22 protein-coding genes and 1 riboswitch are annotated in these 26073 nt (G+C 67.1%); of the genes, 7 read left to right on the forward strand and 15 right to left on the reverse strand.

The window, feature by feature from the left end:
• Window positions 1–35: 35 nt before the first annotated feature.
• Window positions 36–614 (reverse strand): TrmH family RNA methyltransferase, encoded by a 579-nt coding sequence (locus ACVWZ7_RS08820; RefSeq protein WP_344360849.1) that lies wholly within the window; start codon window positions 612–614, stop codon window positions 36–38.
• Window positions 615–811: 197 nt separating this feature from the next.
• On the opposite strand from ACVWZ7_RS08820, the gene ACVWZ7_RS08825 reads away from it, so the two are divergent.
• Window positions 812–1666: an HAD-IIA family hydrolase gene (locus ACVWZ7_RS08825; RefSeq protein ID WP_091256758.1), complete on the forward strand. Its 855-nt coding sequence runs from the start codon at window positions 812–814 to the stop codon at window positions 1664–1666.
• Window positions 1667–1671: 5 nt separating this feature from the next.
• On the opposite strand, the gene ACVWZ7_RS08830 is transcribed toward ACVWZ7_RS08825, so the two are convergent.
• The 4 genes from ACVWZ7_RS08830 to pyrE all read right to left on the reverse strand — a co-directional run bounded on the left by ACVWZ7_RS08830 (window position 1672) and on the right by pyrE (window position 4988).
• Window positions 1672–2712, reverse strand: coding sequence for a thioesterase domain-containing protein (locus ACVWZ7_RS08830; protein WP_456507621.1), 1041 nt, complete (start codon window positions 2710–2712; stop codon window positions 1672–1674).
• 175 nt (window positions 2713–2887) lie between these two features.
• A complete protein-coding gene (locus tag ACVWZ7_RS08835; RefSeq protein ID WP_456507622.1) occupies window positions 2888–3436 on the reverse strand; it encodes a hypothetical protein in 549 nt (182 codons plus the stop codon).
• A 95-nt stretch (window positions 3437–3531) separates the two neighbouring features.
• On the reverse strand, window positions 3532–4305 hold the full coding sequence (locus tag ACVWZ7_RS08840) for a GAF and ANTAR domain-containing protein (RefSeq protein ID WP_116768771.1): 774 nt from the start codon (window positions 4303–4305) through the stop codon (window positions 3532–3534).
• Window positions 4306–4403: 98 nt separating this feature from the next.
• Complete coding sequence (gene pyrE, locus ACVWZ7_RS08845) at window positions 4404–4988, reverse strand: orotate phosphoribosyltransferase (RefSeq protein ID WP_456507623.1); 585 nt, start codon at window positions 4986–4988, stop codon at window positions 4404–4406.
• Window positions 4989–5100: 112 nt separating this feature from the next.
• Between pyrE and acsA the strand changes: the two genes are divergently transcribed.
• Genes acsA through ACVWZ7_RS08870 form a run of 5 tightly spaced genes read left to right on the forward strand, consistent with a single transcriptional unit; the run spans window position 5101 to window position 10704 of the window.
• Window positions 5101–6954 carry an acetate--CoA ligase gene (gene acsA, locus ACVWZ7_RS08850; RefSeq protein ID WP_456507624.1) on the forward strand — a complete coding sequence of 618 codons (1854 nt, stop codon included), beginning with the start codon at window positions 5101–5103 and terminating at the stop codon, window positions 6952–6954.
• Window positions 6951–8009 (forward strand): pyruvate dehydrogenase (acetyl-transferring) E1 component subunit alpha, encoded by a 1059-nt coding sequence (gene pdhA, locus ACVWZ7_RS08855; RefSeq protein ID WP_116768774.1) that lies wholly within the window; start codon window positions 6951–6953, stop codon window positions 8007–8009. Before acsA ends, pdhA begins: the two co-directional genes overlap by 4 nt.
• Window positions 8006–8986, forward strand: coding sequence for an alpha-ketoacid dehydrogenase subunit beta (locus tag ACVWZ7_RS08860; RefSeq protein ID WP_116768775.1), 981 nt, complete (start codon window positions 8006–8008; stop codon window positions 8984–8986). Before pdhA ends, ACVWZ7_RS08860 begins: the two co-directional genes overlap by 4 nt.
• Window positions 8979–10433 (forward strand): 2-oxo acid dehydrogenase subunit E2, encoded by a 1455-nt coding sequence (locus ACVWZ7_RS08865; protein ID WP_116768776.1) that lies wholly within the window; start codon window positions 8979–8981, stop codon window positions 10431–10433. The genes ACVWZ7_RS08860 and ACVWZ7_RS08865 overlap by 8 nt, the downstream gene beginning before the upstream one ends.
• 28 nt (window positions 10434–10461) lie before the next feature.
• Window positions 10462–10704, forward strand: coding sequence for an acyl carrier protein (locus ACVWZ7_RS08870; RefSeq protein ID WP_116768777.1), 243 nt, complete (start codon window positions 10462–10464; stop codon window positions 10702–10704).
• A gap of 95 nt (window positions 10705–10799) precedes the next feature.
• Here the strand turns inward: ACVWZ7_RS08870 and purU are convergent, their stop codons facing one another.
• From purU to ACVWZ7_RS08895, 5 genes are all read right to left on the reverse strand, one after another.
• Window positions 10800–11705, reverse strand: a complete 906-nt coding sequence (gene purU, locus ACVWZ7_RS08875) for a formyltetrahydrofolate deformylase (RefSeq protein ID WP_116768778.1) — start codon at window positions 11703–11705, stop codon at window positions 10800–10802.
• Between the two features lie 3 nt (window positions 11706–11708).
• A complete protein-coding gene (gene cycA / locus ACVWZ7_RS08880; protein WP_116768779.1) occupies window positions 11709–13148 on the reverse strand; it encodes a D-serine/D-alanine/glycine transporter in 1440 nt (479 codons plus the stop codon).
• Entirely contained in the window at window positions 13138–13971 is an 834-nt protein-coding gene (locus ACVWZ7_RS08885) for a methylenetetrahydrofolate reductase (RefSeq protein ID WP_116768780.1), read from the reverse strand. Before ACVWZ7_RS08885 ends, cycA begins: the two co-directional genes overlap by 11 nt.
• 19 nt (window positions 13972–13990) lie before the next feature.
• Complete coding sequence (gene lipA / locus ACVWZ7_RS08890; protein WP_456507625.1) at window positions 13991–15022, reverse strand: lipoyl synthase; 1032 nt, start codon at window positions 15020–15022, stop codon at window positions 13991–13993.
• 158 nt (window positions 15023–15180) lie between these two features.
• Window positions 15181–15278: riboswitch (glycine riboswitch) on the reverse strand.
• Window positions 15279–15446: 168 nt separating this feature from the next.
• Window positions 15447–16700 (reverse strand): FAD-dependent oxidoreductase, encoded by a 1254-nt coding sequence (locus ACVWZ7_RS08895; protein WP_456507626.1) that lies wholly within the window; start codon window positions 16698–16700, stop codon window positions 15447–15449.
• 553 nt (window positions 16701–17253) lie between these two features.
• Between ACVWZ7_RS08895 and ACVWZ7_RS08900 the strand changes: the two genes are divergently transcribed.
• On the forward strand, window positions 17254–17424 hold the full coding sequence (locus ACVWZ7_RS08900; RefSeq protein WP_456507627.1) for a hypothetical protein: 171 nt from the start codon (window positions 17254–17256) through the stop codon (window positions 17422–17424).
• Window positions 17425–17525: 101 nt separating this feature from the next.
• On the opposite strand, the gene ACVWZ7_RS08905 is transcribed toward ACVWZ7_RS08900, so the two are convergent.
• The 5 genes from ACVWZ7_RS08905 to ACVWZ7_RS08925 all read right to left on the reverse strand — a co-directional run bounded on the left by ACVWZ7_RS08905 (window position 17526) and on the right by ACVWZ7_RS08925 (window position 26071).
• On the reverse strand, window positions 17526–19805 hold the full coding sequence (locus ACVWZ7_RS08905; RefSeq protein WP_456507628.1) for a gluconokinase, GntK/IdnK-type: 2280 nt from the start codon (window positions 19803–19805) through the stop codon (window positions 17526–17528).
• On the reverse strand, window positions 19795–21024 hold the full coding sequence (gene manD, locus ACVWZ7_RS08910; RefSeq protein WP_344361038.1) for a D-mannonate dehydratase ManD: 1230 nt from the start codon (window positions 21022–21024) through the stop codon (window positions 19795–19797). Before manD ends, ACVWZ7_RS08905 begins: the two co-directional genes overlap by 11 nt.
• Window positions 21025–21053: 29 nt before the next feature.
• Entirely contained in the window at window positions 21054–22481 is a 1428-nt protein-coding gene (gene uidB / locus ACVWZ7_RS08915) for a glucuronide transporter (protein ID WP_456507629.1), read from the reverse strand.
• Window positions 22482–22552: 71 nt separating this feature from the next.
• Window positions 22553–24364, reverse strand: coding sequence for a beta-glucuronidase (gene uidA, locus ACVWZ7_RS08920; RefSeq protein WP_456507630.1), 1812 nt, complete (start codon window positions 24362–24364; stop codon window positions 22553–22555).
• 231 nt (window positions 24365–24595) lie between these two features.
• Window positions 24596–26071, reverse strand: a complete 1476-nt coding sequence (locus ACVWZ7_RS08925; RefSeq protein WP_456509087.1) for a mannitol dehydrogenase family protein — start codon at window positions 26069–26071, stop codon at window positions 24596–24598.
• Between the last annotated feature and the right edge of the window lie 2 nt (window positions 26072–26073).

The following is a 26073-nucleotide window of genomic DNA, read 5'->3' on the forward strand; positions in this document are numbered from 1 at the left end:
CCTAAACGGCAAACGCCGATCTGACTATAGGTGCCTCAGGAAACTACCTGCCCGAACACGTGGCGGCGGATCCACGCGTGCATCGCGATGGCCGCGGCGGAGGCGGCGTTGATGGAGCGGGTGGAGCCGAACTGCTCGATCGACAACGTGGCGAGGGCGGCGTCGTGGACCTCCGAGGTCAGGCCCGGTCCTTCCTGGCCGAAGACCAGGACGCAGTCCTTGGGCAGTTCGTAGGTCTCCAGCGGCACGGAATCCGGGAAGATGTCGATCCCGATGATCGCGAGCCCCTCCCCCTGCGCCCAGGTCACGAAGTCCTCCACGGTGGGGTGGTGGCGGATGTGCTGGTAGCGGTCGGTAACCATGGCCCCCCGCCGGTTCCAGCGGCGTCGTCCGATGATGTGGACCTCCTTGGCCAGGAACGCGTTGGCGGTCCTGACCACGGTGCCGATGTTGAGATCGTGCTGCCAGTTCTCGATGGCGATGTGGAAGTTGTGGCGTCGGGAGTCCAGGTCAGCGACGATCGCTTCGTGCTTCCAGTAGCGGTACTTGTCCACCACGTTGCGCCGGTCGCCGTCCGCCAGGAGGTCCGGGTCCCAGTGCTCGCCCTCCGGCAGATCGCCGTCCCAGGGGCCGACGCCAACCTCCGGCTTGGGTTCTGTCTCTGTCGCAGTCGCTGCCGCAGTCTCTGCCGTCGAGTCGGCCGAAGGGTCGGCGTCAGGCGTTGCACCGGCGGCGCGGGGGATCTCAGGTTCAGTCACGCCTCAACATTAGACTGGACTCTGGAAGCGGCACACTTACGGCGGAGGACACCATGGCAGAAGAGCGCGAAGACCAGCTGACAGAGTCAGAAGAGGCACGTTCCCGGGCTTCGATGTACCGCAGCGGCCAGGAAATCGAGTGCTGGCTGACGGACATGGACGGCGTGCTGGTCCACGAGAACCAGCCCATCCCGGGTGCCTCGGAGCTGATCCAGCGTTGGGTGGATACCTCCAAGCGGTTCCTCGTACTGACCAACAACTCGATCTTCACGCCCCGGGACCTCGCGGCCCGGCTGAGCTCCTCCGGCTTGGAAATCCCCGAGGAGAACATCTGGACCTCGGCCCTGGCCACGGCCCAGTTCCTCAAGGACCAGGTCCGCGGCTCGGAGTCGGGGAACCGCGCCTACACGATCGGCGAGGCAGGGCTCACGACGGCGCTCCACGAGGCAGGCTTCATCCTCACCGACCAGAACCCGGACTTCGTGGTGCTCGGCGAGACCCGCACCTACTCCTTTGAAGCCATTACCATGGCGATCCGCCTCATCCTGGCCGGCGCCCGCTTCATCGCCACGAACCCGGACGCCACCGGCCCGTCGAAGGACGGCCCCATGCCCGCCACCGGCGCCATCGCTGCCCTCATCACCAAGGCCACGGGCCGTGAACCGTACATCGTGGGCAAGCCCAACCCGATGATGTTCCGTTCGGCCATGAACCAGATTGACGCCCATTCGGAAACCACGGCCATGATCGGCGACCGCATGGACACCGACATCATCGCAGGCATGGAAGCGGGACTGCACACGGTGCTGGTGCTCAGCGGCATCACGCACCGTGACGACATCGCCGCGTACCCGTTCCGGCCGAACCAGATCCTGAATTCCGTGGCGGACCTCAAGAACCAGATCTGACCCCTTCAGACCACGGCTTTCTTCCCGCCGCCGGTGGGCAGCGGGAAGAAATCGTCCTGGAGTTTTTCGACGATGGGGCGGTAGACGAACGGGCTCCAGCCGGGGCTGGCGTGTTCCGGCTTGGCCCCGTCGGTGCGCAGATTGTCCGAGACCATGTTGGCTTTGAAGGTCAGTGACCACGCGTCCCGGGCGGTCTCGTAGTCCACCGTCTGGTCCCGGGGGTTGCCGATGAAGGCCATCTTCGTGCCCCCGAGCTTGCCGACGAACCTGCCGGCGTCAAAGTGGTAGATGAAGGCGGATTCGGACTGGATCAGCACGCTGGAAGGCGCGATGGGCGACAACTGCTCCAGCGTCTGGTCCAGGATCTGGCTCCAGCTGCGCTCATTCTTGTGCAGCATCCTCTCGCCGAGCTCGTAGCCGCCGCGCAGGACGGTGGGGAAACGGAAGCCGCTCTCGTAGAGCAGCACCACACCCTCGAACCAGCTCTGATCCAGCACGTCATACCGGCTCGCAGGGCTGGAGTCGAGCAGGATGAACGCCACTTCGACGCCGTGGAGCTCGCGCAGCCGGGCGGCCACCTGGGTTGCCACCATGCCGCCGAAGCTGTGGCCGTAGAAATAGAGGGTGGTGAGCTGGTGGGCGCGGACGTGCTCGATCACGGCGATCACCACTTCATCGATGTCCAGCCCCTCGTTGGAATACCCGACGGCGGCCAGCTGGCCCCGCTTGTTCAGCGAACCGCGCAGGGCGTTCAGGATCCACAGTGCTTCTTCCCAGCTCGTCTTGTAGCCGGGGAACAGTATCCAGCTGGCGTGGGGAAAATACCGTTCCGCGACATCGTCCTTCACTTCAAGGATCCGGTTGACGCGCCGCTCCTCCTGCACGCGCTGGGTGAACAGCATGTCGGCCGCCAGCAGTGACGCGGACCCGGCGCCGACCAGGAACGTGCGCCGGGAAAACCGCTTGAGTTCGACGGCGTGGCGGAGCAGGCGGGCCTCGGCAGAACCGGGGCCTCGCGGATGGTTCGGTTCCATCTCTGCCGGCACATCACTACCGTAACCACGCTCCGGCGGGGAAGAGAAACGGCGCCCTTCCGTAGGACTGGAACGCCGTACAGAAGGCCAAACGGAGCGCAGTACTCAGTGACGTTCTGGGCCCCGTTGGCGCCGTCCCGGACCCCGTCGGGACCCCGTCGGCACCGACATCCGGGCCCTTGACCGGCTACGCGGGTTCGGGCTCGCGGCCGACCTCGCGGCGGCTGATTTCCATGCCGATCTCGTCATAGGTCGCCAGGAGTTCGGCGCGGGCCATGCGGGCGGGGTCGTCCAGCAGGCCGAACACGGAGTCACTCGCGGCGAGGAGTTCGTCGTCGGAGAACCGGGTCAACCGCCTGGTGCCCGAGGCGTCCACTGAAGCCATGAGCTCCCCGGACATGTCCAATGTCTGCAACGCGGCGGGGTCATCAAAGCGCGGGGTCAGTTCCAGGGAAACGCCGCTGCCGGACGCCGGTATGCCGGCGGTCTCCGAGCCGGCGCTTCCGCCGTCGATCGCGTTGAGGTCGTTGCGCAGGCCGGCCAGCGCCGACGATTCCACGAACGCGGCGCGGCCGAGGTCGACGCGGATGTGCGCGGTGATGCCCATCCGGCGGACGCGCTGAATGATCTGCATCAGGGAAGGGCGGGAGATCTGCGTGAGGCTCCCCCGGACGTCAATCCGGACGACGTCGGAAACGACATCGAGCTTGACGTGGGCTTGCAGTGACTGGTCCATAGGTACTCCAAAGAAGGATGTCTATGGCCGACGGCTCAACCGCAACCAGCGTATCCGCACCGCTGGTTGGGCACAAGTCATAGGAGACTGCCGGTTTAGCCGGCCTGGCGCCGGCCCGGCTCCTCGTAATGGGTCCGGGTATCGGTTCCGCCCACGGACTGCACGAGCGAGGTGGCGATGTCGCGCAGCTTCACGTTGCCGTTGCTGGAGGCATCCGTGAGGATCCGGACCGCGGTTTGCTGGTCGCAGCGGTTTTGCGCCATGACGATCCCGATCGCCATGTCGATGACGGTCCGGGACTCGAGGGTGGCGCGCAGGTTCGTGGCGCTGTCCGTGTGCAGGGAAAAGCGCACGGCCATGCGCAGGGCTTGGGATATCTGCCGGGTGTAGTCGCGCGCCCGGTCCGCGACGTCACCGTCGAACTTGCGCGGCACGTCCGAGTACAGGTTCAAGGCGGCCTGGGCTTCGCCCTGGAGATGGAACGGCACGGAGAGCACCGAACGCAGCCCGTGCGAGGCCACGGCGTTGGCGTAGTCCGGACCCCAGCGGTCTTCCTCAAAAAGGTCCGGCACGTAGACCTCGCGCTCCTCCTGCGCCGCCGTCAGGCACGGCCCCTGGGCCAGCCGGTACTGGATCTCGTCCACTTCCCGGGCAGACTCACTGCTCCAGCCGATCGTCGCGGCCTTCCGGTCCCGCAACAAGGTGATCCCGCACAGCGCGTCGTCGCCCTCACCGGCCACCTGGTGCGCGGAAAAACGCGCGAGTTCGTTCAGGAACTCTTCAAAGTCCGCACTGTCCAGGATCAGGTTCTGGACCTGGTCGACAGTGCTGATGGACTCAGTCGTCAAATCTTCATTGGGCGGAAGCATGGCGCGTTTCTCCAGAGGCGGGTACCGATGGGGGTATTTAAGAAATGATAAGTCACCCCCAAAGCACGGTCCATACGTGTCCGCCGCCGGTGAAACGCCTAACTCAGGCCCAGTTCGTCCTTGCCGAACGCGAAGAGGTACGGAACACCGGCTTCGGCTTCGATCTTTTCCTTGGCTCCCGTGTCGCGGTCCACGATCACGGCGACGGCCACAACGTTGCCTCCGGCCTTGCGAACGCCCTCGACGGCGGTCAGCGCGGAGCCGCCGGTGGTTGACGTGTCTTCCAGGACCAGGACCCGGCGGCCCTCGACCGAGGGGCCTTCCACCTGGCGGCCCATGCCGTAGGACTTCTGCGCCTTGCGGACGACGAACGCGTCCACCGGACGGCCGGCGTCGACGGCGGCGTGCATGACGGCCGTGCCCACCGGGTCTGCCCCCATGGTGAGCCCGCCGGCGCAATCAAAGTCGATCCCGGCGTCGTCCATCAGGGAGAGCATGACCTGCCCCACCAGCTTGGATGCCTCGTGGTGCAGGGTGATGCGGCGCAAGTCGATGTAGTAGTCCGCCTCCGCGCCGCTGGAGAGGATGACCTTGCCGCGGACGACGGCCAGCTCCTTGATCAGTTCCAGGAGTCGGGCACGGGCAGAGGCAGCGTCGGCTGCGAAGTCACGGGTGGCAGTCATGGGTCCCAGTTTAGTGGCTGGTCCGCCGCGGATTCCCAGCCGGGCGCCCATATGTCGGGGGCCGGGACCTTTTACTCTTGGCGGCACCGGCGCACGGGAGTCCGATGGAACCATGACGGCAGGAACCGAACCATCCATCCGCTGGCCTGCGATCACCAAAGACATCGGCAGTTTCCGGATCCGGCCGAACCTGGTGGATTATGACGCGGCCTGCGCGGCATTTACCTGGGATGAGGGCCGCCGTGCACTGTCCGGGCTCCCCGGGGGCCGCGGCCTCAACATCGCCTACGAGGCCGTGGACCGGCACGCAGCCGGCAGCGGCGCCGGCCGGGAGGCCCTGCGGTTTGTCCGCGCCGATGGCAGCACCCATTCACTGAGCTACGCCGAACTCGCCGAACAGACCAACCGCTTCGCCGGGGTCCTCCGCAGCCTCGGCGTCGGCCGCGGGGAACGGGTGTTCTCCCTCACCGGCCGCGGGCCCGACCTGTATATCGCCGTGCTCGGCACGTTCAAGAACGCGAGCGTGTTCTGCCCGCTGTTCTCCGCGTTCGGCCCCGAGCCCGTGCGGCAGCGCCTCACGCTGGGCTCCGGCCGGGCGCTGGTCACCACGCGGGCGCTGTACCGCAAGAAAATCGCGCAGCTGCGCGGGCAGCTCCCCGACCTGCGCCACGTCCTGCTCATCGACGCCGACGGCGATCCCGAGCCCGGGACCCTGGACCTCGCAGCCCTCATGCGCGAAGCCCCGCCGGACGGGGACATCGCCGCCACCCAGCCGGAGGACATGGCCCTGCTGCACTTCACGTCCGGCACCACCGGCACCCCGAAGGGCGCCATCCACGTGCACGACGCCGTGACCGCCCACCACGCGACCGGCACCTTCGCCCTGGACCTGCACCCCGATGACGTCTACTGGTGCACGGCCGACCCCGGCTGGGTCACGGGAACCTCGTACGGCGTGATCGCGCCCTTGAGCCACGGGGTGACGGCCATCGTGGACGAGGAGGAAATGGACGCGGACCGGTGGTACCGGATCCTCGCCGAACAGGGGGTCACGGTCTGGTACACGGCCCCGACGGCCCTGCGCATGCTCATGAAGGCCGGGGCCGACCACGCCGCGGGACACGACCTCTCCGCCCTGCGCTTCGTCGCCAGCGTCGGCGAGCCGCTCAACCCGGAGGTGGTGGTGTGGGGGCAAGAGGCCTTCGGCCAGCCGGTGCATGACAACTGGTGGCAGACCGAAACAGGCGGCATCATGATTTCCAACTACGCCGCCACCGAGATCCGGCCCGGCTCCATGGGCCGGCCGCTCCCGGGCGTAGAAGCGGCCCTCGTGGTCCGGGACGCGGACGGCAAGGCCGTCATCCGCGACGGCGAAGCCGTGCTGGTCACGGCCCCGGACACCATGGGTGAACTGGCCCTGCGGCCCGGCTGGCCCTCCATGTTCCGCGGCTACTTGCATGAGGAGGAACGCTACCGCCGCTGCTTCGCGGGCGGCTGGTACCTGACCGGGGATCTCGCCAAACGCGACGCCGACGGCTACTACTGGTTTGTGGGCCGGGGCGACGACGTCATCAAATCCTCGGGGCACCTGATCGGCCCGTTCGAGGTGGAGAGTTCCCTCATGGAGCACCCCGCCGTGGCCGAGGCCGGCGTGATCGGTGTCCCGGACCCGGTGGCGGGCGAAGTGGTCAAGGCCTTCGTTGAGCTCCGGAGCGGCTGGGAGCCGTCCGGGGAGCTGGCGCTGGACATCATCGGCTTCGCCCGCAAGCGGCTGGGTCCGGCCGTCGCGCCGCGGCTGCTCGACTTCACCACCGCGCTGCCCAAGACCCGCAGCGGAAAGATACTCCGGCGCCTGCTCAAGGCCCGCGAGCTCGGGCTGCCCGAGGGTGACACCTCCACCATCGAGACTCCCCCGCCGAACGCTACCCCGCCTGACGCGGCTGGCACAGGGCTGGAACCGAAATGACCGGCACCCCAGGCCCGGGCGGGGGCGCCGTGGACGCGGCCCAAGGCCGGCACCTGCTGCTGCAGATGCTGCGCGTCCGCCAGCTCGAAGAGAAATGCGTCGAGCTCTACAGCGCCGCCAAGATCCGCGGCTTCCTGCACGTCTACATTGGCGAGGAGGCCGTTGCCGCCGGTGTCCTGGCGTCCCTGGGACCGGAGGACGCCGTGGTCGCGACGTACCGGGAGCACGGCCACGCGCTGTTGCGGGGCGTCTCGGCCGGGGCGATCCTCGCCGAAATGTACGGCTACGTTGAAGGGTGCTGCCGCGGGCGCGGCGGCTCAATGCACCTCTTCGACGCCGCCACCCGGTTCTTCGGGGGGAACGCGATCGTCGCCGGGGGCCTGCCGCTCGCCGTCGGCCTGGCGCTCGCCGACAAGATGGCGGGACGCTCCAATGTCACGGCGTGCTTCTTCGGCGAAGGTGCGGTGGCCGAAGGCGAATTCCACGAGAGCCTGAACCTGGCGGCCTTGTGGCAGCTGCCTGTGCTGTTCTGCTGCGAGAACAATCTCTATGCCATGGGAACCGCCCTGGCCCGGTCCGAATCTCAGACGGACATCGCCCTCAAGGCCGCCGCATATGAGATCCCGGCGTGGGCCGTGGACGGCATGGATGTCCTGGCCGTCCAGGAGGGCGCACGGCGCGCGGTGGACGCCGTCCGCTCCGGCGGTGGCCCGCATTTCCTGGAGCTGCGGACCTACCGCTTCCGGGCCCACTCGATGTTCGATCCCGAACGCTACCGGGCCAAGGACGAGGTTGCGCGGTGGATGGAGCGGGACCCGATCACGCTGCTGCGGACCGCGCTGGAGTCCGCGGGCCAGCTCTCGGCCGCCGAGTGGGAGCAGCTGCAGGCGGACGCGCAAGCGGAAATCGCGGCCGCCGTCGACTTCGCCGAGGCCGGAACACCGGAGCCGGTGGAGGAACTGACCCGCTTTGTGTACAGCGAGCGCGACACCGGAGACGGTGCCGGCCCCGGCACCGGCACGCAGCCTGCAGGGAAGGAAACCGGCGCGCCATGAAGTCCAGCTACCGCGAAGCGCTCCGCGCGGGCATCCGCGACGCCATGATCCGCGACGAACGCGTGTTCCTGATGGGTGAGGACGTGGGCGCCTACGGCGGCTCGTTCGCGGTCAGCCTGGGCCTGCTGGAGGAGTTCGGCCCGGACCGGATCCGCGACACCCCGCTGTCCGAGTCCGGGTTCGTCGGCGCCGGCATCGGGGCCGCGCTTGGCGGCATGCGCCCGATCGTGGAAATCATGACGGTTAACTTCAGCCTTCTGGCCCTCGACCAGATCGTGAACAACGCCGCCACCTTGCTGCACATGTCCGGCGGGCAGTTCCACGTGCCGCTCGTGATCCGGATGACCACGGGTGCCGGCCGCCAGCTCGGCGCCCAGCACTCGCACAGCCTCGAGGGCTGGTATGCGCATATCCCGGGCCTGCGGATCCTCGCCCCGGCTACCCTCGAAGACGCCCGCGGCATGCTGTGGACTGCGCTTCAGGACCCGGATCCCGTGCTGATCTTCGAGCACGGCTCGCTGTATAACGTCCCCGGGGAACTGGCCGACGACGCCGGACCGGTAGACATCGACACGGCCGCCATCCGGCGCCCCGGCAACGACATCTCGCTGATCACCTACGGCGGGACCCTCCCCGCCGTGCTCGACGCCGCGGAACAGCTCGCGGCCGACGGGATCGATGCCGAGGTCCTGGACCTGCGCACGCTCCGCCCGCTCGACGACGCCGCCATCATGGCATCCGTGACCCGGACCCACCGGGCTGTGGTGGTCGATGAAGGTTGGCGCAGCGGCAGCCTGTCGGCCGAGGTGAGTGCCCGGATCACCGAGCAGGTGTTCTTCGACCTCGATGCGCCGGTGGGCCGGGTCTGCAGCGCCGAGGTGCCGATCCCCTACGCCAAGCACCTCGAGCTGGCCGCCCTGCCTTCCGCGGCACGGGTCGTCGCCGCCGCCAAGGAGACGGTGGACGCCGGTGGGTGACTTCCTCATGCCCTCGCTCGGGGCTGACATGGAGCACGGCAAGCTGGTCGAATGGCTCGTCAAGCCCGGTGACTACGTGCGCCGCGGCGACCTCGTGGCAGTCGTGGACACGGACAAGACCGTCATGGATGTGGAGTCCTTCCAGGAAGGCGTCGTGGCAGACCTCCTGGTGGGCATCGGCGAAACCGTTCCGGTGGGAACCCCGCTGGCCCGGATCACCCAGACCCCCGCCGAGGTGGGGGCACCGGGGCATGAGGCGCCCCCGGCGCGGGCGCCGTCCAAAACCCCCGCTGTCAAGCCTCACGCTCCGGAAGCACCGGCGGCCACGGCCGGTCCCCCGATCGCGCCGCCGGTGCGGCATCTGGCGCACCGGCTGGGCGTGGACACCGGCAGGATCCATGGCACCGGCAAAGCCGGCGCCATCACGCGGGCGGATGTGGAACATGCCAGGGCGGCCCGGCCCGCCAGCGCGGCCAGGGTGCGCTCCACGCCGCGGGCCCGGCGGCTCGCGGCGGAACTCGGGATCGAGCTTTCCGCCGTGACCGGCACCGGCCCGGACGGCGCCGTGACAGTGACCGACGTGCAGGACGCCGCAGCAGCCGTTCCGCCGGCAGGCCCCGCGGAGGCGCGTCCCGAAGCCGGTCCCCCGGGGGCCGTCCTCCCGGAGGCCGCCGTCGCGGTTTCCGGGCCTGAAGCCGCACCCGCTGTACCGGAAGCCGCACCCGCTGCTCCGGAACCGGAAGCGCCGGCTAAAGGGAAGCCGTCGTCGGAGGCCCGCGAGCGCGTGGCAAGCCTGCGCCGCGCCATCGGCGCCCTGATGACGCGTTCGAAGCAGACCATCCCGCACTACTACCTCAGCACCACGCTGGACCTCCGGGCCGGCGTCGAGTGGATGCAGTCCGTCAACGCGCACCGGCCCGTCGCCGCCCGGCTGGTCCCCTCCGCGCTCCTGCTCAAGGCCGCGGCGCTCGCGGCCAAGGAAGTCCCCGAAGTGAATGGCTTCTACGACGGCGGGGGGTTCCGGCCCAGTGCGGCGGTGCACCTGGGCGTTGCGGTGGCCCTGCGACAGGGCGGCCTGGTGGCCCCCGCCATCCACGACGCCGACACCCTGCCCCTGGACGTGCTGATGGAGCAGTTGCGGGATCTTGTCAGCCGGGCCCGGGCGGGGCGTCTGTTGCGCGCCGAGATGGCCGATCCAACCCTGACGGTGACCAACCTCGGAGACCTCGGCGTGGACAGTGTCTACGGCGTGATCTACCCGCCCCAGGTCGCGATGGTGGGTTTCGGCCGCGTGACGGAACAGCCTTGGGCCCAAAACGGGCTCCTCGGGGTCCGGCACGCTGTCATTGCGACGCTCTCGGCGGACCACCGGGTCAGCGACGGGTTGCGCGGCGGCCGCTACCTGGCCCTGATCAACGAGCTGTTGCAAGAGCCCGAGCATCTGTGACACCCAACGCCAGGAAAGCGGAGGAACCATGAACGAACAGGACGCCCGGGCGGCCGTGCACGCCGCGATCGGCGAAGTGGCCCCCGACGTCGACTTCGACGACGTCGACGAGGACGCCCGGCTGCGCCAGGACCTGGAACTCGATTCGCTGGACTTCCTGCGGCTCGTGGAAACCATCGACAAGGCCACCGGCGTGGACATTCCGGAGCGCGACTACCCGGCCGTTGCCACCGTCAAGGGCCTGATCGGCTACCTCGCGGCACGCGGCTAACCCCCAGCGACTGCTCCGTAACCGCCCTTTTGGAGGCTCTAAAGGGCGGTTACGGAGCAATCGACGGCGGCGAGGGTCGACCCATAGGACCTGTCCTACCGCAAGACGACGGTCCGGTTGCCGAGGAGCAGGACCCTGCCCTCGCAGTGCCAACGCACGGCATTGCGCAGGGCGGCGCACTCGGCATCCCTGCCCACCGCCACGAGGTCGTCGGCGGTGTAGGTATGGTCCACGTCGATGACCTGCTGCGAGATGATCGGGCCCTCATCCAGCTCGGCATTGACGTAGTGGGCGGTGGCGCCCACGGTCTTCACCCCACGGTCGTAGGCCTGGTGGTAGGGCTTGGCCCCCTTGAAGCTCGGCAGGAAGGAGTGGTGGATGTTTATGGTCCGTCCCGCGAGTTTGGCTGATAGTCCGTCACTGAGGACCTGCATGTAGCGGGCCAGGACCACGAGTTCCACGTCGAATTCGTCAACGATTTCCAGAAGCCTGGCTTCGGCCTCCGGCTTGGAGTCCTTGGTCACCGGCAGGTGGAAGAACGGGATGTCGTGCCACTGCACCAACCCCTCCTGATCGCGATGATTGGAGACCACGGCGACGATTTCCACGGGGATGTCGCCGGTCCGCGCCCTGAACAGAAGGTCATTGAGACAGTGGCCCATCCTGGACACCATGACCAGGACACGGCGTTTGCGGCCGTGCGGCTCCAATTGCCAGTTCATCTGCCATTTCTCCGCCAGGACCGTAAAGTCGCGGCGCAGCTGCTCGGTGCTGAAGGACTCCGGGGCAGAGGAGAAGTGGACGCGCATGAAGAAGTGCCCTTCCCCGCGGTCTCCGTACTGTTTGTTGTCGATGATGTCGCAGCCGTGGTCCAGCAGGAACCCCGAGATCGCGTGGACGATACCGGGAGACTCCCGGCAGTCGAGAGTGAGCACGTGTTCAGACGTGGCTGTATGTTCCATGGGTTCCTGGGGCGAACCCGTCGTCGGTGTGGTGTTCATTGCTCAGGCTTCCTGTTCCATGTCCCGGGCGAGTTCGGCCTGGAACGTCGCGTAGCGGGCTAGGTGCGTGGGGCGGCGGCGCAGGATGTACCATGCGATGCCGAGCAAAATGAACCAGACCGGGGTGAATAGCAGGGCCGTGAGCGTGTCAGGCTGGGTGGTCAGCGTCCAGAGCACGAAACCGAAGAAAGCGAAGACAACCCAGACCATGGCAATGCCGCCGGGCATCTTGAACTTGGAGGCGTCGTGCAGCTGCGGGCGGCGCCGGCGGAAGGCGATGTAGCTGGCCAGGATGATGGACCACACGAAGACAAAGCAGACAGCGGACACGGTGGTCACCATGTCGAAGGCCTTGCCGATGTCCTGTCCCGCGTACATCAGCACCACGCCGGAGAGCAGCAGTACGCAGGAGAGGAACAGGGCGTTCTGCGGGACCTTCCGCCGGGAGAGCCCGCCGAACACGCCGGGAGCGTCACCTTCCTGGGCCAGTCCGTACACCATGCGTGAAGTGGAGTAGATGCCGGAGTTGGCCGAGGACATCGCCGAGGTCAGGACCACCAGGTTCACCACGGTGGCGGCGGCACCCAGGCCGGCCAGTGAGAACATGGCGATGAAGGGGCTGTGGCCGGCCTGGAACTGGGTCCACGGAATGACGGACATCAGGATGATCAGGGCGCCCACATAGAAGAGCAGCACACGGATGGGAATGGAGTTGATCGCCTTGGGCAGATTCTTCTCCGGGTCCTTGGCCTCGGCAGCCGTGGTGCCCACCAGCTCAATGCCCACAAAAGCGAACACGGCAATCTGGAAACCGGCCACGAAGCCCATGAATTCATTCGGGAAGAAGCCGCCGTGACTCCACAAGTTGCTGAAACTGGCCGGTCCGGCGTCGGAGCTGAACCCGCTGAAAATCATGAACAGACCCACCACGATCAGTGCCGCGATGGCGATAATCTTGATCAGCGCGAACCAGAACTCCGTCTCGCCGAACGCCTTCACCGTGGCCAGATTCAGCAGCAGCAGGATGGCGATGGTAACCAGGCCGGGGATCCACAAAGGTAGCGCCGGCCAGAGTTCCTGCGAGTAGCCCGCAATGGCGATGACATCCGCAATCCCGGTGATCACCCAGCAGAACCAGTAGGTCCAGCCGGTGAAGAAACCTGCCCAGGGGCCCAGTAGGTCCGCGGCAAAGTCGCTGAAGGACTTGTAGTTCAGGTTGCTCAGCAGCAGTTCGCCCATCGCCCGCATGACAAAGAACAGCATGAAGCCGATGATCATGTACACGAAGATGACGGAGGGTCCGGCCGCCGAAATCGTCTTGCCCGAGCCCATGAACAGGCCGGTGCCGATGGCGCCGCCGATCGCAATTAGCTGGATGTGCCTGTTGCTGAGCTGCCGCTCAAGGTGCGGTTCCTGGTGGGAAGTTACGACTCTAGTTGTCACGTGTTGCCCTTCGAATCAATGCCGGCTGAAGTGCTGCTGGGGTTAACGCTTGATCAGGCCCGTCAGGGACCGCGTCAAGGTTGTTGAAGCTGTAGAGATGGATGCCCGCGATGCTGCCGGGCTGGCTTTGCAGACCCGTCACCAGACTCTGGGGCGAGTACCTGTCCCCGCTCAGGAGCTTGCGCGCCAACGGCCCCTTGCGGCTGAGGAACTTCAGGGAACTTCCGACGCCGATCTGCGCGGCGAGGGAAACCAGCTTGGTCCGCGGGACGGCCCCGGCCACCCCGGCCCAGACGGGCAGTTGCACGCCTTCCCGGCGGAGGAGCGCCGCGTAGTCAAGGATTTTCGGCGCGGAGAAGCACATCTGCGTGACGACATGCGTGGCCAGGTGCTGCTTGGCCAGCAGGGCGTCCACGAGGTCCAGGGCACCCACAGCGGGGTGTCCCTCCGGGTAGCCCGCAACGCCTGCCCGCATCACTCCGCCGGTGTACTGCGCGATGTCTTCCAGCACCGGGAGGGCGGACCCGTACGGACCCGCCTGCTGCTTCCGGTCTCCGCCGATCACGAACACCTCACCGATGCCGGCAACATTGCAGTCGCGGAGGATTTCGGTCAGCTCGACACGACCAGGCAGGCTCCGCGCCGCGAGGTGCGGAATGACGGAGTAGCCGTGCAGGCTAAGCTGCACCGCGGCACGCATGGTCCGCTCGATGCCGTGGTGGGGCAGGCACGTGACGGTAAGCGTGGTGCTCAAGGGCACCAGGGCCGTGACCTGCTCCACGATTCCCTCTGAAGGGATGATTTCGATTCTGGTGGGGATCATCGTTAGTCCTCTGCAGGTGTCAGACGCCGGCGTGCGCGGCGAGGATGGAGCTGGCTTCCTGGCGGGTGCTGCCGGAGCTTTCGATGTGGGCGAGTTGGGCCGGGATTTCCCAGCCCTTCTTGCGCATCGCGGTGGCCCAGAGCCGGCCGGCGCGGTAGGAGGAGCGCACCAGGGGTCCGGACATGACGCCCAGGAAGCCGATCTCGTCCGCTTCCTGCTGCAGGTCCACGAATTCCTGCGGCTTGACCCAGCGGTCCACCGGCAGGTGCCGTTCGGACGGGCGCAGATACTGGGTGATCGTGATGAGGTCGCAGCCGGCCTCGTGCAGGTCCCGCAGGGCCTCGGAAATCTCGTCGCGGGTCTCGCCCATGCCCAGGATCAGGTTGGACTTGGTCACCATGCCGTGCTTCCGGCCCTGGGTGATGACGTCCAGGGACCGCTCGTAGCGGAACGCGGGACGGATCCGCTTGAAGATCCGCGGCACGGTTTCGACGTTGTGGGCGAAGACCTCGGGCTTGGAGTCGCAGATCGCCTCGATGTGCTCGGGCTTGCCGGAGAAGTCCGGGATCAGCAGTTCGACGCCGGTGCCCGGGTTCAGCTCGTGGATCTTGCGGACCGTCTCGGCGTAGAGCCAGACGCCCTCGTCGGCGAGGTCATCGCGGGCCACCCCGGTCACGGTGGCATAGCGCAGGGCCATGGACTGCACCGAGCGGGCCACCTTGGTGGGCTCGAAGACGTCCACCGGGGAGGGCTTGCCGGTGTCGATCTGGCAGAAGTCGCAGCGGCGCGTGCATTCGGAGCCGCCGATCAGGAAGGTGGCTTCCTTGTCTTCCCAGCATTCGAAGATGTTGGGGCAGCCGGCCTCTTCACACACCGTGTGGAGGCCTTCCTTCTTGACGAGGTTCTTGAGCTGGACGAACTCGGGGCCCATCTGGACCTTGGCCTTGATCCATTCCGGCTTACGCTCCACCGGTGTGGCCGCATTGCGCTGCTCAATGCGCAGCAATTTCCGGCCATCTGGAAAGGTGGGAGGGGACGACTGAATGGCCATGAAGGAACTCCATAATTCAGGTGGCATTTTGGGTGCCACGATGATTCGGGTTCCTCCCCGCTCTGTATTGGACCTGAGAGTTTCCGCAGACCCTGCTGTTACAGGGTGCCGCTTGCACCGTCGGTGAGTCCGGTGACCGGACTGCTTTCCAGAGTTGCCTCGCCGCGGCGGTACGTGGGCCTGAGAGATTCCTGGGGAGGATTTGCTCCTACGGCGCCTGCTGAACGTACCGGCAGGACTCTCCCGCCGCAGATCAAAAGCATGTATGACTTGTCGTGATACTGATCACACGGTAGCCCTTGACTGGACCGCACGCAAAAATTACGTCACGCGAGTCACATATTTCCTCGCCCGGCCAGCGTCCCTCTGCCATTGTGGGATGGCGGTGAAGCGCCCAATGGGGCAGTATGACCGCCCAGCGCGGCTAGGGCTGCGGCTGCGGTCGGGGTTCGGCGCGCCGGGCGAATGCCGGGGCATGCTCGGGCCGCGGACCAAAGGCAATAAACCGGGGAATGATGGTGCGGACCGCTGGAACGCGCCGGGCCACGAACAGCGCCGCGGCTGGAACTTTTGTCCGCTTCCCGGACATGATCGGGCCGAAGATTGCCCGCTGCATCACCCTCTGGGCAGTCTGCACAATGACGGTGGGCAACCGCCGCCGTCGTTCGACTTTCTTGAGGTCTGCCGTGGTCACATGGCCCCGGAGCAGTGCGGGGGCAAGGGACTCGGCGGCGGCCGCGGCGTCCTGGATCGCGAGGTTGATTCCGACGCCGCCGGCCGGGGACATGGCATGCGCGGCGTCGCCGATGCACAGCATGCCGTTGATGTACCACCGGTGCAGCCGGTTCAGGCGCACGTCCAGCCAGTGGAGGTCATCGAGGGAACGGATGGCGTCAACGCGGTCGGCGAGGTCCGGGCGCAGCGCCGCGACCCGGCGTCGGAATCCCTCGACGCCTTCCGCGCGGATCCGGGCGTCGGTGCCTTTCGCGGCGAGGTAGCCCATTTGGTAGTAGTCATTGCGGAACAAGGCCAACAGCGCCTCGCCGGGTCCGAATGCCGGCACGAGCCCGGCCACCTCGCCTGCTTCGGAAGGGTTCCGGGGCAGCCGGAACCACCAGGTGTCGAAAGGCACCGGAAACTCCTTCGGCGCGAGGCCGGCCTCGGTGCGGAGCACGGAATGGCGTCCGTCCGTCGCGACGACCAGGTCCGCCAAGAGTTCGCCGTGAGTGCCGTCCGGGGTCCGGAAGCGGATTCCGCGGACACGGCCCCCGTTGCGGACCAGCCCGGTGGCGGTGTGGCTCATCAGCAGGGTGAACCCCGGTTCCTCGGCCGCGGCGGCGCCGAGGAAATTCAGGAAATCCCACTGCGGCATCATGGCGATGTAGTTGTACGGCGGCGGCAGCGCATCAAAATCACCCATGGTCACGGGCGGCCCGCCGGGAACCGGAAAAGCAACATTCTTCAGGCGACTCTGCGGCAGCCGGCGGAATTCCTGGCCGAGGCCGAGTTCGTCAATCAGCCGGATGGTGGAGGGGTGCACCGTGTCGCCGCGGAAATCCCGCAGGAAGTCCGCATGCTTCTCCAACACCGTGACCCGCACCCCGGCCCGGGCCAGGAGCAGGCCCAGCATCATCCCCGCAGGCCCGCCGCCCACCACCGCGCATCCGGTCTTCTCCATGGCCCCCACGCTACGCCTGCGACGGGCGCCGCGGGAGTGGTTTTCGCGTCGGTTTTTCGTGTGCGCTACGGCTTCAGACTGGCGCTACGGGGATCCGCGTAGCGCCGGTCCGAAACCGCAGCGGCGGCCCGGCTGGAGGGCTCAGAGCCGGGTCAACAACTACAACGTCATCTGGCGGGCTCAGCACTGGGTCTTGCAGAACTGCGACGACTAGCCGGCCGATAGCCAGCCTCCGCGCGTAGGAACTGCCCCGGCATCTGTCATGGGCCCGGGGCTTTTCTTTACCCGCGAGGGCGGTCGGGGCCCATTCCGGCTCCAGGAATTGCTCGGGGGAGAACAGCAGTGGGCACAGCGCCTGGGGTTCTGATCAGGGTGATGATGACGGCATGGCTCATGGCGCCGCCGGTGTGGTGCCCAAGCGCGCCTCCTCGGCGGCGTGGGTGTGTTACGGGTGCGGGAAAACTGCGGAAACATTGCGTGTAGACTCACGGCACCGCACATGGGGTGCGGAGCAGCATTCTTTGGGGGGAACGTGGCTGAGAAACTCACACATTTGGATGACCGACACGATCGGGTCGTTGAGCACTACGAAATGCCGGCGCTTATCGAGCGGATCCAGAATGTGTTGGATGTCAACGGCGTCCTGACCGTTGCGGACTACCGCAGAGAACTTACGGCAGCCCGCAACGATGCGCAGGAGCACTCGGCCAGCTACGACGCCTAGGACACGTAGGCGAACGGGATATTGCCGACTCCCTGCGGACTGGTGCCATTCAGTCGGCAGAGAGCCTGCTCTAAAACCTCTAGAATCCCAGGTAAAAGGGCTCAGAGCCGGGTGTCGAAGGAGTCGCAGAAGACGTTCTCGTTGAACGTGCCCTGGAACTCCGATTTGCCCTGGATCTTCTCGATGGCAGCCCGGATGGCCTCCGGCGTGCCCGCGTGGGCGTGGATGGCCGTCTTCACCATCGGCACGTCAATGAGGTGGTTGGGCTGATTGAGCGAGACGAACACCGTGGGCACCTCGGTGGCGTACCAGGGGATCTCGGCCGCCATGGGCGTTGACCACTTGATCCGGATGGCCGCCTCCTGGGCGAAGCCTTTCACGTTGGCGAAGACGAACGCGGCGTCGTACTTCTGCGCGTAATCCCCCGTGGCTTCCTCGGAGATGACGGACATGAAGTTCACCCCGGTCTCGCCGGCAATCTGGCGCTGCTCGGCTGTCTTGAAGACATGGACTTCAAAGCCGGCTTTTTCGAGCTCGTCGCGGACCACGTCCAGATAGGCCAGCGGGTCGGCACGGGTGAAGTCCGCGCCGCCCGAGATGCCGTAGAGGCGGATGCGTTTGTGCGTCCGGGGCGTGATGGGCAGGTTGCTGGCAGTGTCCTTTACCAGGGTGACGGTCTTGTCGGCGATCTCCGCGGCAATCGCCCGGTGGGCCTCGCTCCCGATCAGCTGCAGCGCTTCGACCGGCGGGACGAGGGATTCCCGCGCGGCCTTGTGCAGGCCGAGTGAGGCCTTCAGTCCCAGAATCCGGCGCAGGGCGTCCTGCAGCCGTGCTTCCGTGATGACCCCGGACTTGTACCCCTCGAGCATGTACCCGAAGTCCTCGGCCGGGTTCCGGAAGAACAGGAACATGTCGCACCCGGCGGCAATGGTGGCAGGGACGAGCTCGCTGCGCTTCATGGCCTGGGTGAGGCCGATCATCTGGGACGCGTCGGTCAGGACGAGCCCGTTGAAGCCGAGCTCGCCGCGGAGCAGGTCCTGCAGTAGCTCGGGCGCCAGGGTCGCGGGCAGGATGTCCTCCGCCGCCAGCCCGGGGCGGAAATGCCGTGACAAGTCCGGCGCACCGATGTGGCCGACCATGATCGACTGCACCCCGTGCCCGATCATCTCCCGGTACACGTGCCCGTAGGTCCGGTTCCACTCCTCGTAGCCGAAGGTGTTGTAGGAGGTGACCACGTGCTGATCGCGTTCGTCCAGACCATCACCCGGGAAGTGCTTCATGGCGCACACGGTGGGCGATTCGCTGATGCCGTCGAAGTATTCCTTGGCCCGTTCCACCACGATCTCCGGGGTGTTGCCGAAGGCACGGGTGGAGATGACGGTGTTCCGCCAGTTGTAGTGGATGTCCACGATCGGCGCGAAGGCCCAGTTGCAGCCCAGCGCCGCGGTCTCCACACCGGCCACGCGCCCCATCTGGCGGGCGATGTCCTTGTCCGGGTGCGAGCCCGCCTGCAGGTGCGTCGAGACGAACGTCCCGTCGTCGCAGCTTCCGGCTCCCCCCATTTCCGGGTTGGAGGCCACCAGCAGCGGGATGCGGGTCTTGGATTGCGCGTAGCGGATGTGTTCCTGCACGGCGGCGGCGGGGCCGGGCCGGTAGCGCATGCCGCCCACGTGATACTGCTCCAGGACACCGTCGAGGTATTCCTGGGAGTAGTCGTTGTTGTGGTTGATGAACAGCTGCCCGATCTTTTCCTCGAGCGACATCGAGTCGATGGTCGAGTCCACCCATGCAACGGCGGCGTCGTCGAGGTTGAACGGAGCGGCCTTCAGGTCCACAAGGAACCGGGTGGCATCGACCTGCCGGCCGCCGAGGGCCGCTACAGCTTCGTCAACGATCTGCTTCACTGGCGTGGCGATGTCCACTACAACACTCTTTTCGTCGGCCTGGAGTTCTTCGAGGGTTTCCAACTGCGATTCCAGCAGTGAGAGCGGCATGAAGTGCCCCGGACGCGCGGCCATGCGGCTGCTGAGCAGTTCCCGGCTCCCGTGCAGGTGCACGAACACCACGGAGGGATCGCCGCTGCGGATGATGTCCCGGTAGGCGCGCTTGAGCGCGCTGCACGCGATGATCAGGCCAGCGTCCGACGCCGCGAAGCGCCTGCCGATTTCGGCCAGCCACGGTGCCCGGTCGTCGTCGTTCAACGGAGTGCCCGAAGCCATCTTGTCGATGTTCGACTGCGGGTGCAGTGAGTCGCCGTCGAGGAATTCCGCGCCGAGGCGCTCGGCGATGGCCGCGCCCACGGTGCTCTTGCCGCAACTCGTCACACCCATCACCACAATGTGGCGGGGGGCGGAGCCGGCGGGGTTCAGCTCACCAGTCATGAACGGTGCCGTCGACGAGGCGGTTGTAGGGCAGGTAGGCCTGCTGGTACGGGAAGGCCGCCGCGGCTTCCTCGTTGAATTCGACGCCGATGCCGGGCTTGTCGCCCGGGTGCAGGTAGCCGTCCACGAACGTCATGGACTGCTCGAAGACCTCGTTGGTCTTGTCCGAGTGCTGCATGTATTCTTGGATGCCGTAATTGTGGATGGCCAGCCCGACGTGCAGCTGCGCGGCGAACCCGACCGGGGAGATGTCAGTGGGGCCGTGGAAGCCGGACTTGATCTGGTACTGCGCGGCGAAGTCCATGACCTTCTTCAGCGGCGAAATCCCGCCGAAGTGCGTGGACGCGGCCCGGACGTAGTCGATCAGCTGTTCCTTGATGATCGTCTGGTAGTCATACACGGTGTTGAAGATTTCACCGATGGCCAGCGGGGTGGTGGTGTGCTGGCGGACCAGGCGCAGGGCCTCCTGGTTTTCGGCCGGGGTGCAGTCCTCGAGCCAGAAGAGGTCGTAGGGTTCCAGCGCCTTGCCGAGCTTGGCGGCCTGGATCGGGGTCATCCGGTGGTGCCCGTCGTGCAGCAGCGGGATTTCCGGGCCGAACTCGTTGCGCACGGCCTCGAACACGGTGGGCAGGTGGCGCAGGTAGGCGCGGGTGTCCCAGTCCTCTTCCTGCGGGAACGCCCCACGGCCGGCGGGCTCGTAGTCGTACCGCTCCCCCGAGGCCTGTGCCTGCGCGGCGACCCCGTAAACGGCCTTGATGCCGGGGATGGCGGTCTGGATCCGGATGGACTTGTACCCGAGCTCCAGGTGCTCGCGGACGGAATCGAACAGGGAGGGAATGTCCGCGCCGGAGGCGTGGCCGTAGGCGCGCAGCCCGTTCCGGGACGCGCCGCCGAGGAGCTGGTAGACCGGCATCCCGGCCAGCTTGCCCTTGATGTCCCACAGGGCCATGTCGACGGCGGCGATCGCGGCCATCGTGACCGGGCCGCGGCGCCAGTAGGAGCTCCGGTACAGGAACTGCCAGGTGTCCTCGATCCGGTGCGGGTCCTTGCCGATCAGCAGCTGCGCGACGTGCTCCTTCAGGTAGGCGGCCACGGCGAGCTCGCGGCCGTTGAGGGTGGCGTCGCCGATGCCGGTGACGCCGTCTTCTGTGGTGATCCGCAGGGTCACGAAGTTCCGGGAGGGGCTGGTCACGAAGACTTCAGCGGCAATGATTTTCACAACAGGTCCTTGTCTGGGTGGTGGGTGGCTTAGTTGCTGGGGGCCAGCGGTGCGGCATCGGCGGGAACGGTGCCGTCGGCGTCGTTCCGGGAGGTTCCGACGGCGATTCCGACGGCGCTGCCGGCACCGGCGGTGCGGCGGGCCTGGATTTCGGTGAGGATCCGGGCGTGCATGGTGTCGGTGAGCGTGTACTTGGCCATCACGAGCACGGCCAGGATGGTCATGATGGCAGGCAGTGCGCCGGCGGCCAGCTGGATGCCGAAGACGGCGTCGGGGGTCTGGACGGCGCCGGATTTGTAGCCGCCCAGGGCCAGGGCATAGGCCGCGAGCGCTCCCCCGACGGCCTGGCCGGTCTTGCGGGTGAAGGAGAACAAGGCGTAGGTGATGCCCTCGGTCCGGACGCCGGTCTTCCATTCGCCGTATTCGACGGTGTCGGCTTCGAGGGCCCACACCACGATGTTGACCGCGAGGACGCCCACGAGGCTGATGACCAGGCCGCTGAAACCGATCCAGACCTGGCTTGCCGGGGTGAAGAAGACGATGGCGCCCCCAATGACCGTGACCAGCGACGAGAAGATGTAGACGCGCTTCTTGCCGATGTTCCGCACCAGCTTCGGCATGAAGCCGGCCAGCACGAAGGTGAGGACGAGTTGGATGATGGAGAGCGCGGGGTACAGGTCCAGCCGCCCCAGGACATCACGGAGGTAGTAGAGCTGGACCGAAGTCAGGGCCAGGTAGCCGGTCAGGAAGAAGAAGGAGCTCAGGCACAGCATCAGCAGCGGCCGGTTGCCCCTGAGCGTGTCCATGCTCTGCTTGAACGTGACGTTGGGGACGGCGCGGTGGACCCGCTCCTTGGTGGTCAGGACGGTGAACAAGTACAGGGCTGCACCGATGACGACGAAGATCAGGGTGATGGTGGTGAACGTGGCCTGCAGGTTGGCGCCCGGCTTGATCAAAGGGGCCACGAAGATGCCCAGGGCGGAGCCGACCAGCATCCCGCCGATCATCCGGGCCGAGCCCAGCTTGGCGCGCTCGGCCGGGTCCTGGGTCATGGCGCCGGCCAGCGAGCCGTAGGGGATGTTGACCAGGCTGTAGGCCAGGCCCAGGGCGGCGTACGTGACGTAGGCGTAGAGCAGGGTGCCGGATTCGCCGAGCGCCGGGATGGAGAAGGTCGCCACGCTCAGCAGCAGCAGCGGGATGGAGCCGAACATGATGAACGGGCGGAACTTGCCGAACCGCTTGCTGTAGGTCCGGTCCACCACGCGGCCGGCGAAGACGTCGGCGAAAGCGTCGAAGATCCGCACCACCAGCAGCAGGGTGCCGGCGGCCGCGGCCGAAATCCCGGCCACGTCGGTGTAGTACACCAGCAGGAACATGGTGGCGGTGGTGAATGCGAGGTTGTTGGCAGCATCGCCGGCGCCATAGCCGATGATGCTGAGCTTGGAAAGCTTTTTCATAATTGGGCTCCTTTACCCGTTGCCGGACTCAGACCCTGGTCCGGGCCCGGCGAAAAAATGTGCGGTAAGGCCTACGCCTCGGAAGTGTTGTTCGGGGTTCCGGCCAGCGCCGTCCACCGTTTGCGCAGGGCATAGGCGGCGGGCTTGGGCCGCCTGTCCCGGGTGAAGACGCCCTTCTTGTTGCCGTCCACGCGCATGATGCCGTTGGAGGTCTGGAAGTCCGCGAAGTTCCAGACCTGCTCGCCCACCATGGCGTCCACGCGGTCGAAGACCCGGTGGTACATGGCCAAGAACGCGGCCTGGTATTCCTCGCTCCAGGGCTGTTCATAGATCGAGTGGAAACCGGGCATGGTGTCCGGTCCGTACTCGGTCATGATCATGGGCTTGCCGTACTTGGCGTCCCACTCGCGCAGTTCCTTCTCGAGGGACTGCTCGGCTGTTTCGAGGTCGCCGTTGTTGAGGTACCAGCCGTAGTAGCGGTTGAGCAGGACGACGTCGAACAGGTCCCCGAGCAGTTCCTTGTCCGGGGTGTCGAACATGACGTTGACGTAGCCGACCGGCCGGGTGGGGTCCAGCCGGCGGGTCAGTTCCGCGAGGGGCGCGAAGTATTCGCGGGCGCCCTCTTCCGAGCCGTTGGGTTCGTTGGCGATCGACCAGATGACCACGGACGGGTGGTTCTTGTCGCGGGCGACGAGCTCGGAAATCGCCTGCCGGTGGCTGGCGGCGGTGTTGGCGTCCACACCGCCCTCGACGTAGGTCTTCTTGGCAATGCCGCCGAAGACGGCGCCGAAGCCCAGGTGCAGCCCGACGGCGGCGGTTTCGTCGATCACCACGATCCCGTGCCGGTCCGCGAACTCCATGACTTCCTCGGCGTAGGGGTAGTGCGAGGTCCGGAAGGAGTTGGCACCCACCCAGTCCAGGAGCTGGAAGTCGTTGACCATCTGGGCGTTGCTGTGGCCCTTGCCGATGGCCACGTGGTCCTCGTGCATGCCGAAGCCGGTGAAATAGAAGGGCTCGCCGTTGATGAGGAATTCCTTGCCGTGGACTTCCACGGTGCGGACCCCGACGGGCAGGGTGTAGCTGTCCAGCAGCCGGCCGCCGTCGCGGATCTCGGCGGTGAGGCTGTAGAGGTAGGCGGCACCGGGCTTCCAGAGCACGACGTCGGCGATCGTCAGGGTGCCGCGGGCGCCGTCGGCGCGGGCAACCTCTGCGCCGTCGGCGTCCCGGAGGGAAACGGTGACCGTTTCACTGCCGGTTCCGCCGGCGGTGGCGATGGAGTACTCGACGCTGCCGGCCGATGCCTCGAAGCCGGTGACCACGGTGATGTCATCGACGGTCACCGCGGGGGTGCTGAACAGCCAGACGCTGCGGTGCAGTCCGGCGTAGTTGTAGAAGTCGTGGAGGTAGCTCTGCTGGCGGCGGCCGTCCTCCGTGACGGTGATGGTTCCCGGCGGAATCGTGGCCTGGGTGAGCTCGTTGTTGACGGAGATGGTGAGGCGGAAGACCTGCCCGGGCGTCACGTGCTCGGTGATGTCCGCGCTGAACGGCATGTAGCCGCCGGTGTGCTGGGCCACCAGGGTCTCATCAACCCACACCATGCCCTCGTGCGTTGCGGAGTCGAGGCGGACGTGGATGCGCTCCCCGGCCCAGCCGCGCGGTACGCGCACGTCCCGCTGGTACCAGACGTAGCCGACGTGGTCCCTGATGGCTTTGTCCGGGAAGACGTCGTTGTAGCTGGCCGGGACACCCATTTCCAGGTCCGAGTCCAGCGGCGCCCGGAACCATTCGTCCCGGTGGCTGGAGCGGTCAAAGTCCACCTTGAAGCGGTACAGGCCGTCGAGATTGACGATCTCGCGGGTTTCACTGGCCTGGGGCTTGAGCATCGTGGGGAATCCTTACGCGTCGTTGCGGGGCGGGCCTTCCGGTGCGGCTGGCGGTGCCGGTTGCCACCCGGTGGCTTCTTCGTCTGGATGTAATCCTAGTCACTTGGCAATCTTTTGGCAAGCGGTTGCCATAAATTTCTAGTAGACCCGGTCTGCCCCGCGTCCGGCACAGCATTGCCCGGGAACCGGCAAGGGCCGGCGCCCGGGCAGCAGTGCCTGCAGAAGGTCCCCTTACTCCGGGACAGCCGGCCCGGAGAAGGTTCCCCGGAGGTTCTCGACGAGCTCGGCGACGGGACCGCCGGCGGGTGCCGCAGTGTCCACGAGGCCCGGGGACAGCAGGGCGAGCAGGGCGCGGGTGCTCTCCGCGCCGCCAAGCGCGTTGGCCGCGGCTACCTCCGCAGCGAGCGGGTCCTGGAACTGGGCCGCCGAGGCGCTGAAATCCATCCAGGCGGCGATCATGCGGGCAGCCGCTGCGCCGGAATGGCCCCGGGCACGCTCGGCCAGCAGCACGGGAACCGCGCGCATGCGCAGCTTGGTGCTTCCGTCCCTCGCGATCTGGGCCAGGTGGTGCGCGATCCGGCCGTTGCCGAAGCGCTCCAGCAACGCGGCGCGGTACGCGGGAATCTGCAGGTCGGGGCCGTGCAGGTTGGCTTCGGCCTCGTCCCAGAACCGTTCCACGGCGTGCCGGCAGAGCTCGTCCTGCAGGGCCTCGGCCACGGTGGCGTGGCCGCGCAACTGCCCGGCGTAGGCCAGCAGCGAGTGCGCGCCGTTGAGGAGCCAGAGCTTGCGGTTTTCATACGGCTCAATGTCGTCCACGAACACGGCCCCGGCGTCCTGCCAGCGCGGGCGCCCGGCGGGGAAGTCGCCGCTGAGGACCCAGTTGCGGAACGGCTCGGCCACCACGGGCGAGGTGTCCCGGTAGCCGCAGGCGGTCTCGACGGCGGCGATGTCAGACTCCGTGGTCCGCGGCGTGATCCGGTCCACCGAGGTGCTGACAAAGCTGATGTTGGCCTCGATCCAGGCGGCGAGCCCGGCGTCCCAGGCGGCAGCCAGGCCGGTGACGGCCCGGCGCGCGACGGTGCCGTTGCTGGCGAGGTTGTCGCAGCAGACCACGGCCAGGGGTCCGGCCCCGGCGGCGCGGCGGCCGGCGAGGGCGAAGACCAGCCGGCCCAGCGGCGTCGCGGGGCTGCCGGTCCCCCGCGCGAGCACGGCGAGGTCCGTCTCGACGTTGGGGGCCCGGAGGTCCAGCCGGCCGTCGGTGCCAAGCCGATAGGCGGCCTCGGTGATGGTCAGGGTGATGATGGCGGTGGCGGGTGCGGCCACGAGTTCGGCGAGCCGGCCGACGTCGGCCCCGTCCACGGCAGCAACAATGCTGCCGATCACCTCGAAGGAATCCCCCGCGTCGCCGCGCTCCACGAGCGTGAACAGGCCGTCCTGCTCCGCCAGCGCCAGGGCCGCGTCCGGGCGCCGGCCGGTGAAGGAGGCGATCCCCCATTCCGCGGCGTCGCCGGCCCGGTGGGTGTACCACGCCTGGTGTGAGCGGTGGAAGGCGCCGAGGCCCAGGTGGACGATCCGCACCGGGGCCTTGGCCGCGGGACGAAGGCTGCGGTTCAGCCGCGGCAGGTCTGCCGCCGGGTCCCCGGTAACCGCCGCGGCCGCCGGATCTGCCAATCCTGCGGGGCCAGCGGCTCCGGCATTTTCTGTCATGG

The organism is Arthrobacter sp. TE12232 (genome assembly GCF_054062615.1).

Coding starts and splice junctions, on each gene's coding strand:
- ACVWZ7_RS08825 (WP_091256758.1), top strand. CDS start 812: ATGGCAGAAGAGCGCGAAGACCAGCTGACAGAGTCAGAAGAGGCACGT.
- ACVWZ7_RS08835 (WP_456507622.1), bottom strand. CDS start 3,436: ATGGACCAGTCACTGCAAGCCCACGTCAAGCTCGATGTCGTTTCCGAC.
- ACVWZ7_RS08840 (WP_116768771.1), bottom strand. CDS start 4,305: ATGCTTCCGCCCAATGAAGATTTGACGACTGAGTCCATCAGCACTGTC.
- pyrE (WP_456507623.1), bottom strand. CDS start 4,988: ATGACTGCCACCCGTGACTTCGCAGCCGACGCTGCCTCTGCCCGTGCC.
- acsA (WP_456507624.1), top strand. CDS start 5,101: ATGACGGCAGGAACCGAACCATCCATCCGCTGGCCTGCGATCACCAAA.
- pdhA (WP_116768774.1), top strand. CDS start 6,951: ATGACCGGCACCCCAGGCCCGGGCGGGGGCGCCGTGGACGCGGCCCAA.
- ACVWZ7_RS08860 (WP_116768775.1), top strand. CDS start 8,006: ATGAAGTCCAGCTACCGCGAAGCGCTCCGCGCGGGCATCCGCGACGCC.
- ACVWZ7_RS08870 (WP_116768777.1), top strand. CDS start 10,462: ATGAACGAACAGGACGCCCGGGCGGCCGTGCACGCCGCGATCGGCGAA.
- purU (WP_116768778.1), bottom strand. CDS start 11,705: ATGAACACCACACCGACGACGGGTTCGCCCCAGGAACCCATGGAACAT.
- ACVWZ7_RS08885 (WP_116768780.1), bottom strand. CDS start 13,971: ATGATCCCCACCAGAATCGAAATCATCCCTTCAGAGGGAATCGTGGAG.
- lipA (WP_456507625.1), bottom strand. CDS start 15,022: ATGGCCATTCAGTCGTCCCCTCCCACCTTTCCAGATGGCCGGAAATTG.
- ACVWZ7_RS08895 (WP_456507626.1), bottom strand. CDS start 16,700: ATGGAGAAGACCGGATGCGCGGTGGTGGGCGGCGGGCCTGCGGGGATG.
- ACVWZ7_RS08905 (WP_456507628.1), bottom strand. CDS start 19,805: ATGACTGGTGAGCTGAACCCCGCCGGCTCCGCCCCCCGCCACATTGTG.
- uidB (WP_456507629.1), bottom strand. CDS start 22,481: ATGAAAAAGCTTTCCAAGCTCAGCATCATCGGCTATGGCGCCGGCGAT.
- uidA (WP_456507630.1), bottom strand. CDS start 24,364: ATGCTCAAGCCCCAGGCCAGTGAAACCCGCGAGATCGTCAATCTCGAC.
- ACVWZ7_RS08925 (WP_456509087.1), bottom strand. CDS start 26,071: ATGACAGAAAATGCCGGAGCCGCTGGCCCCGCAGGATTGGCAGATCCG.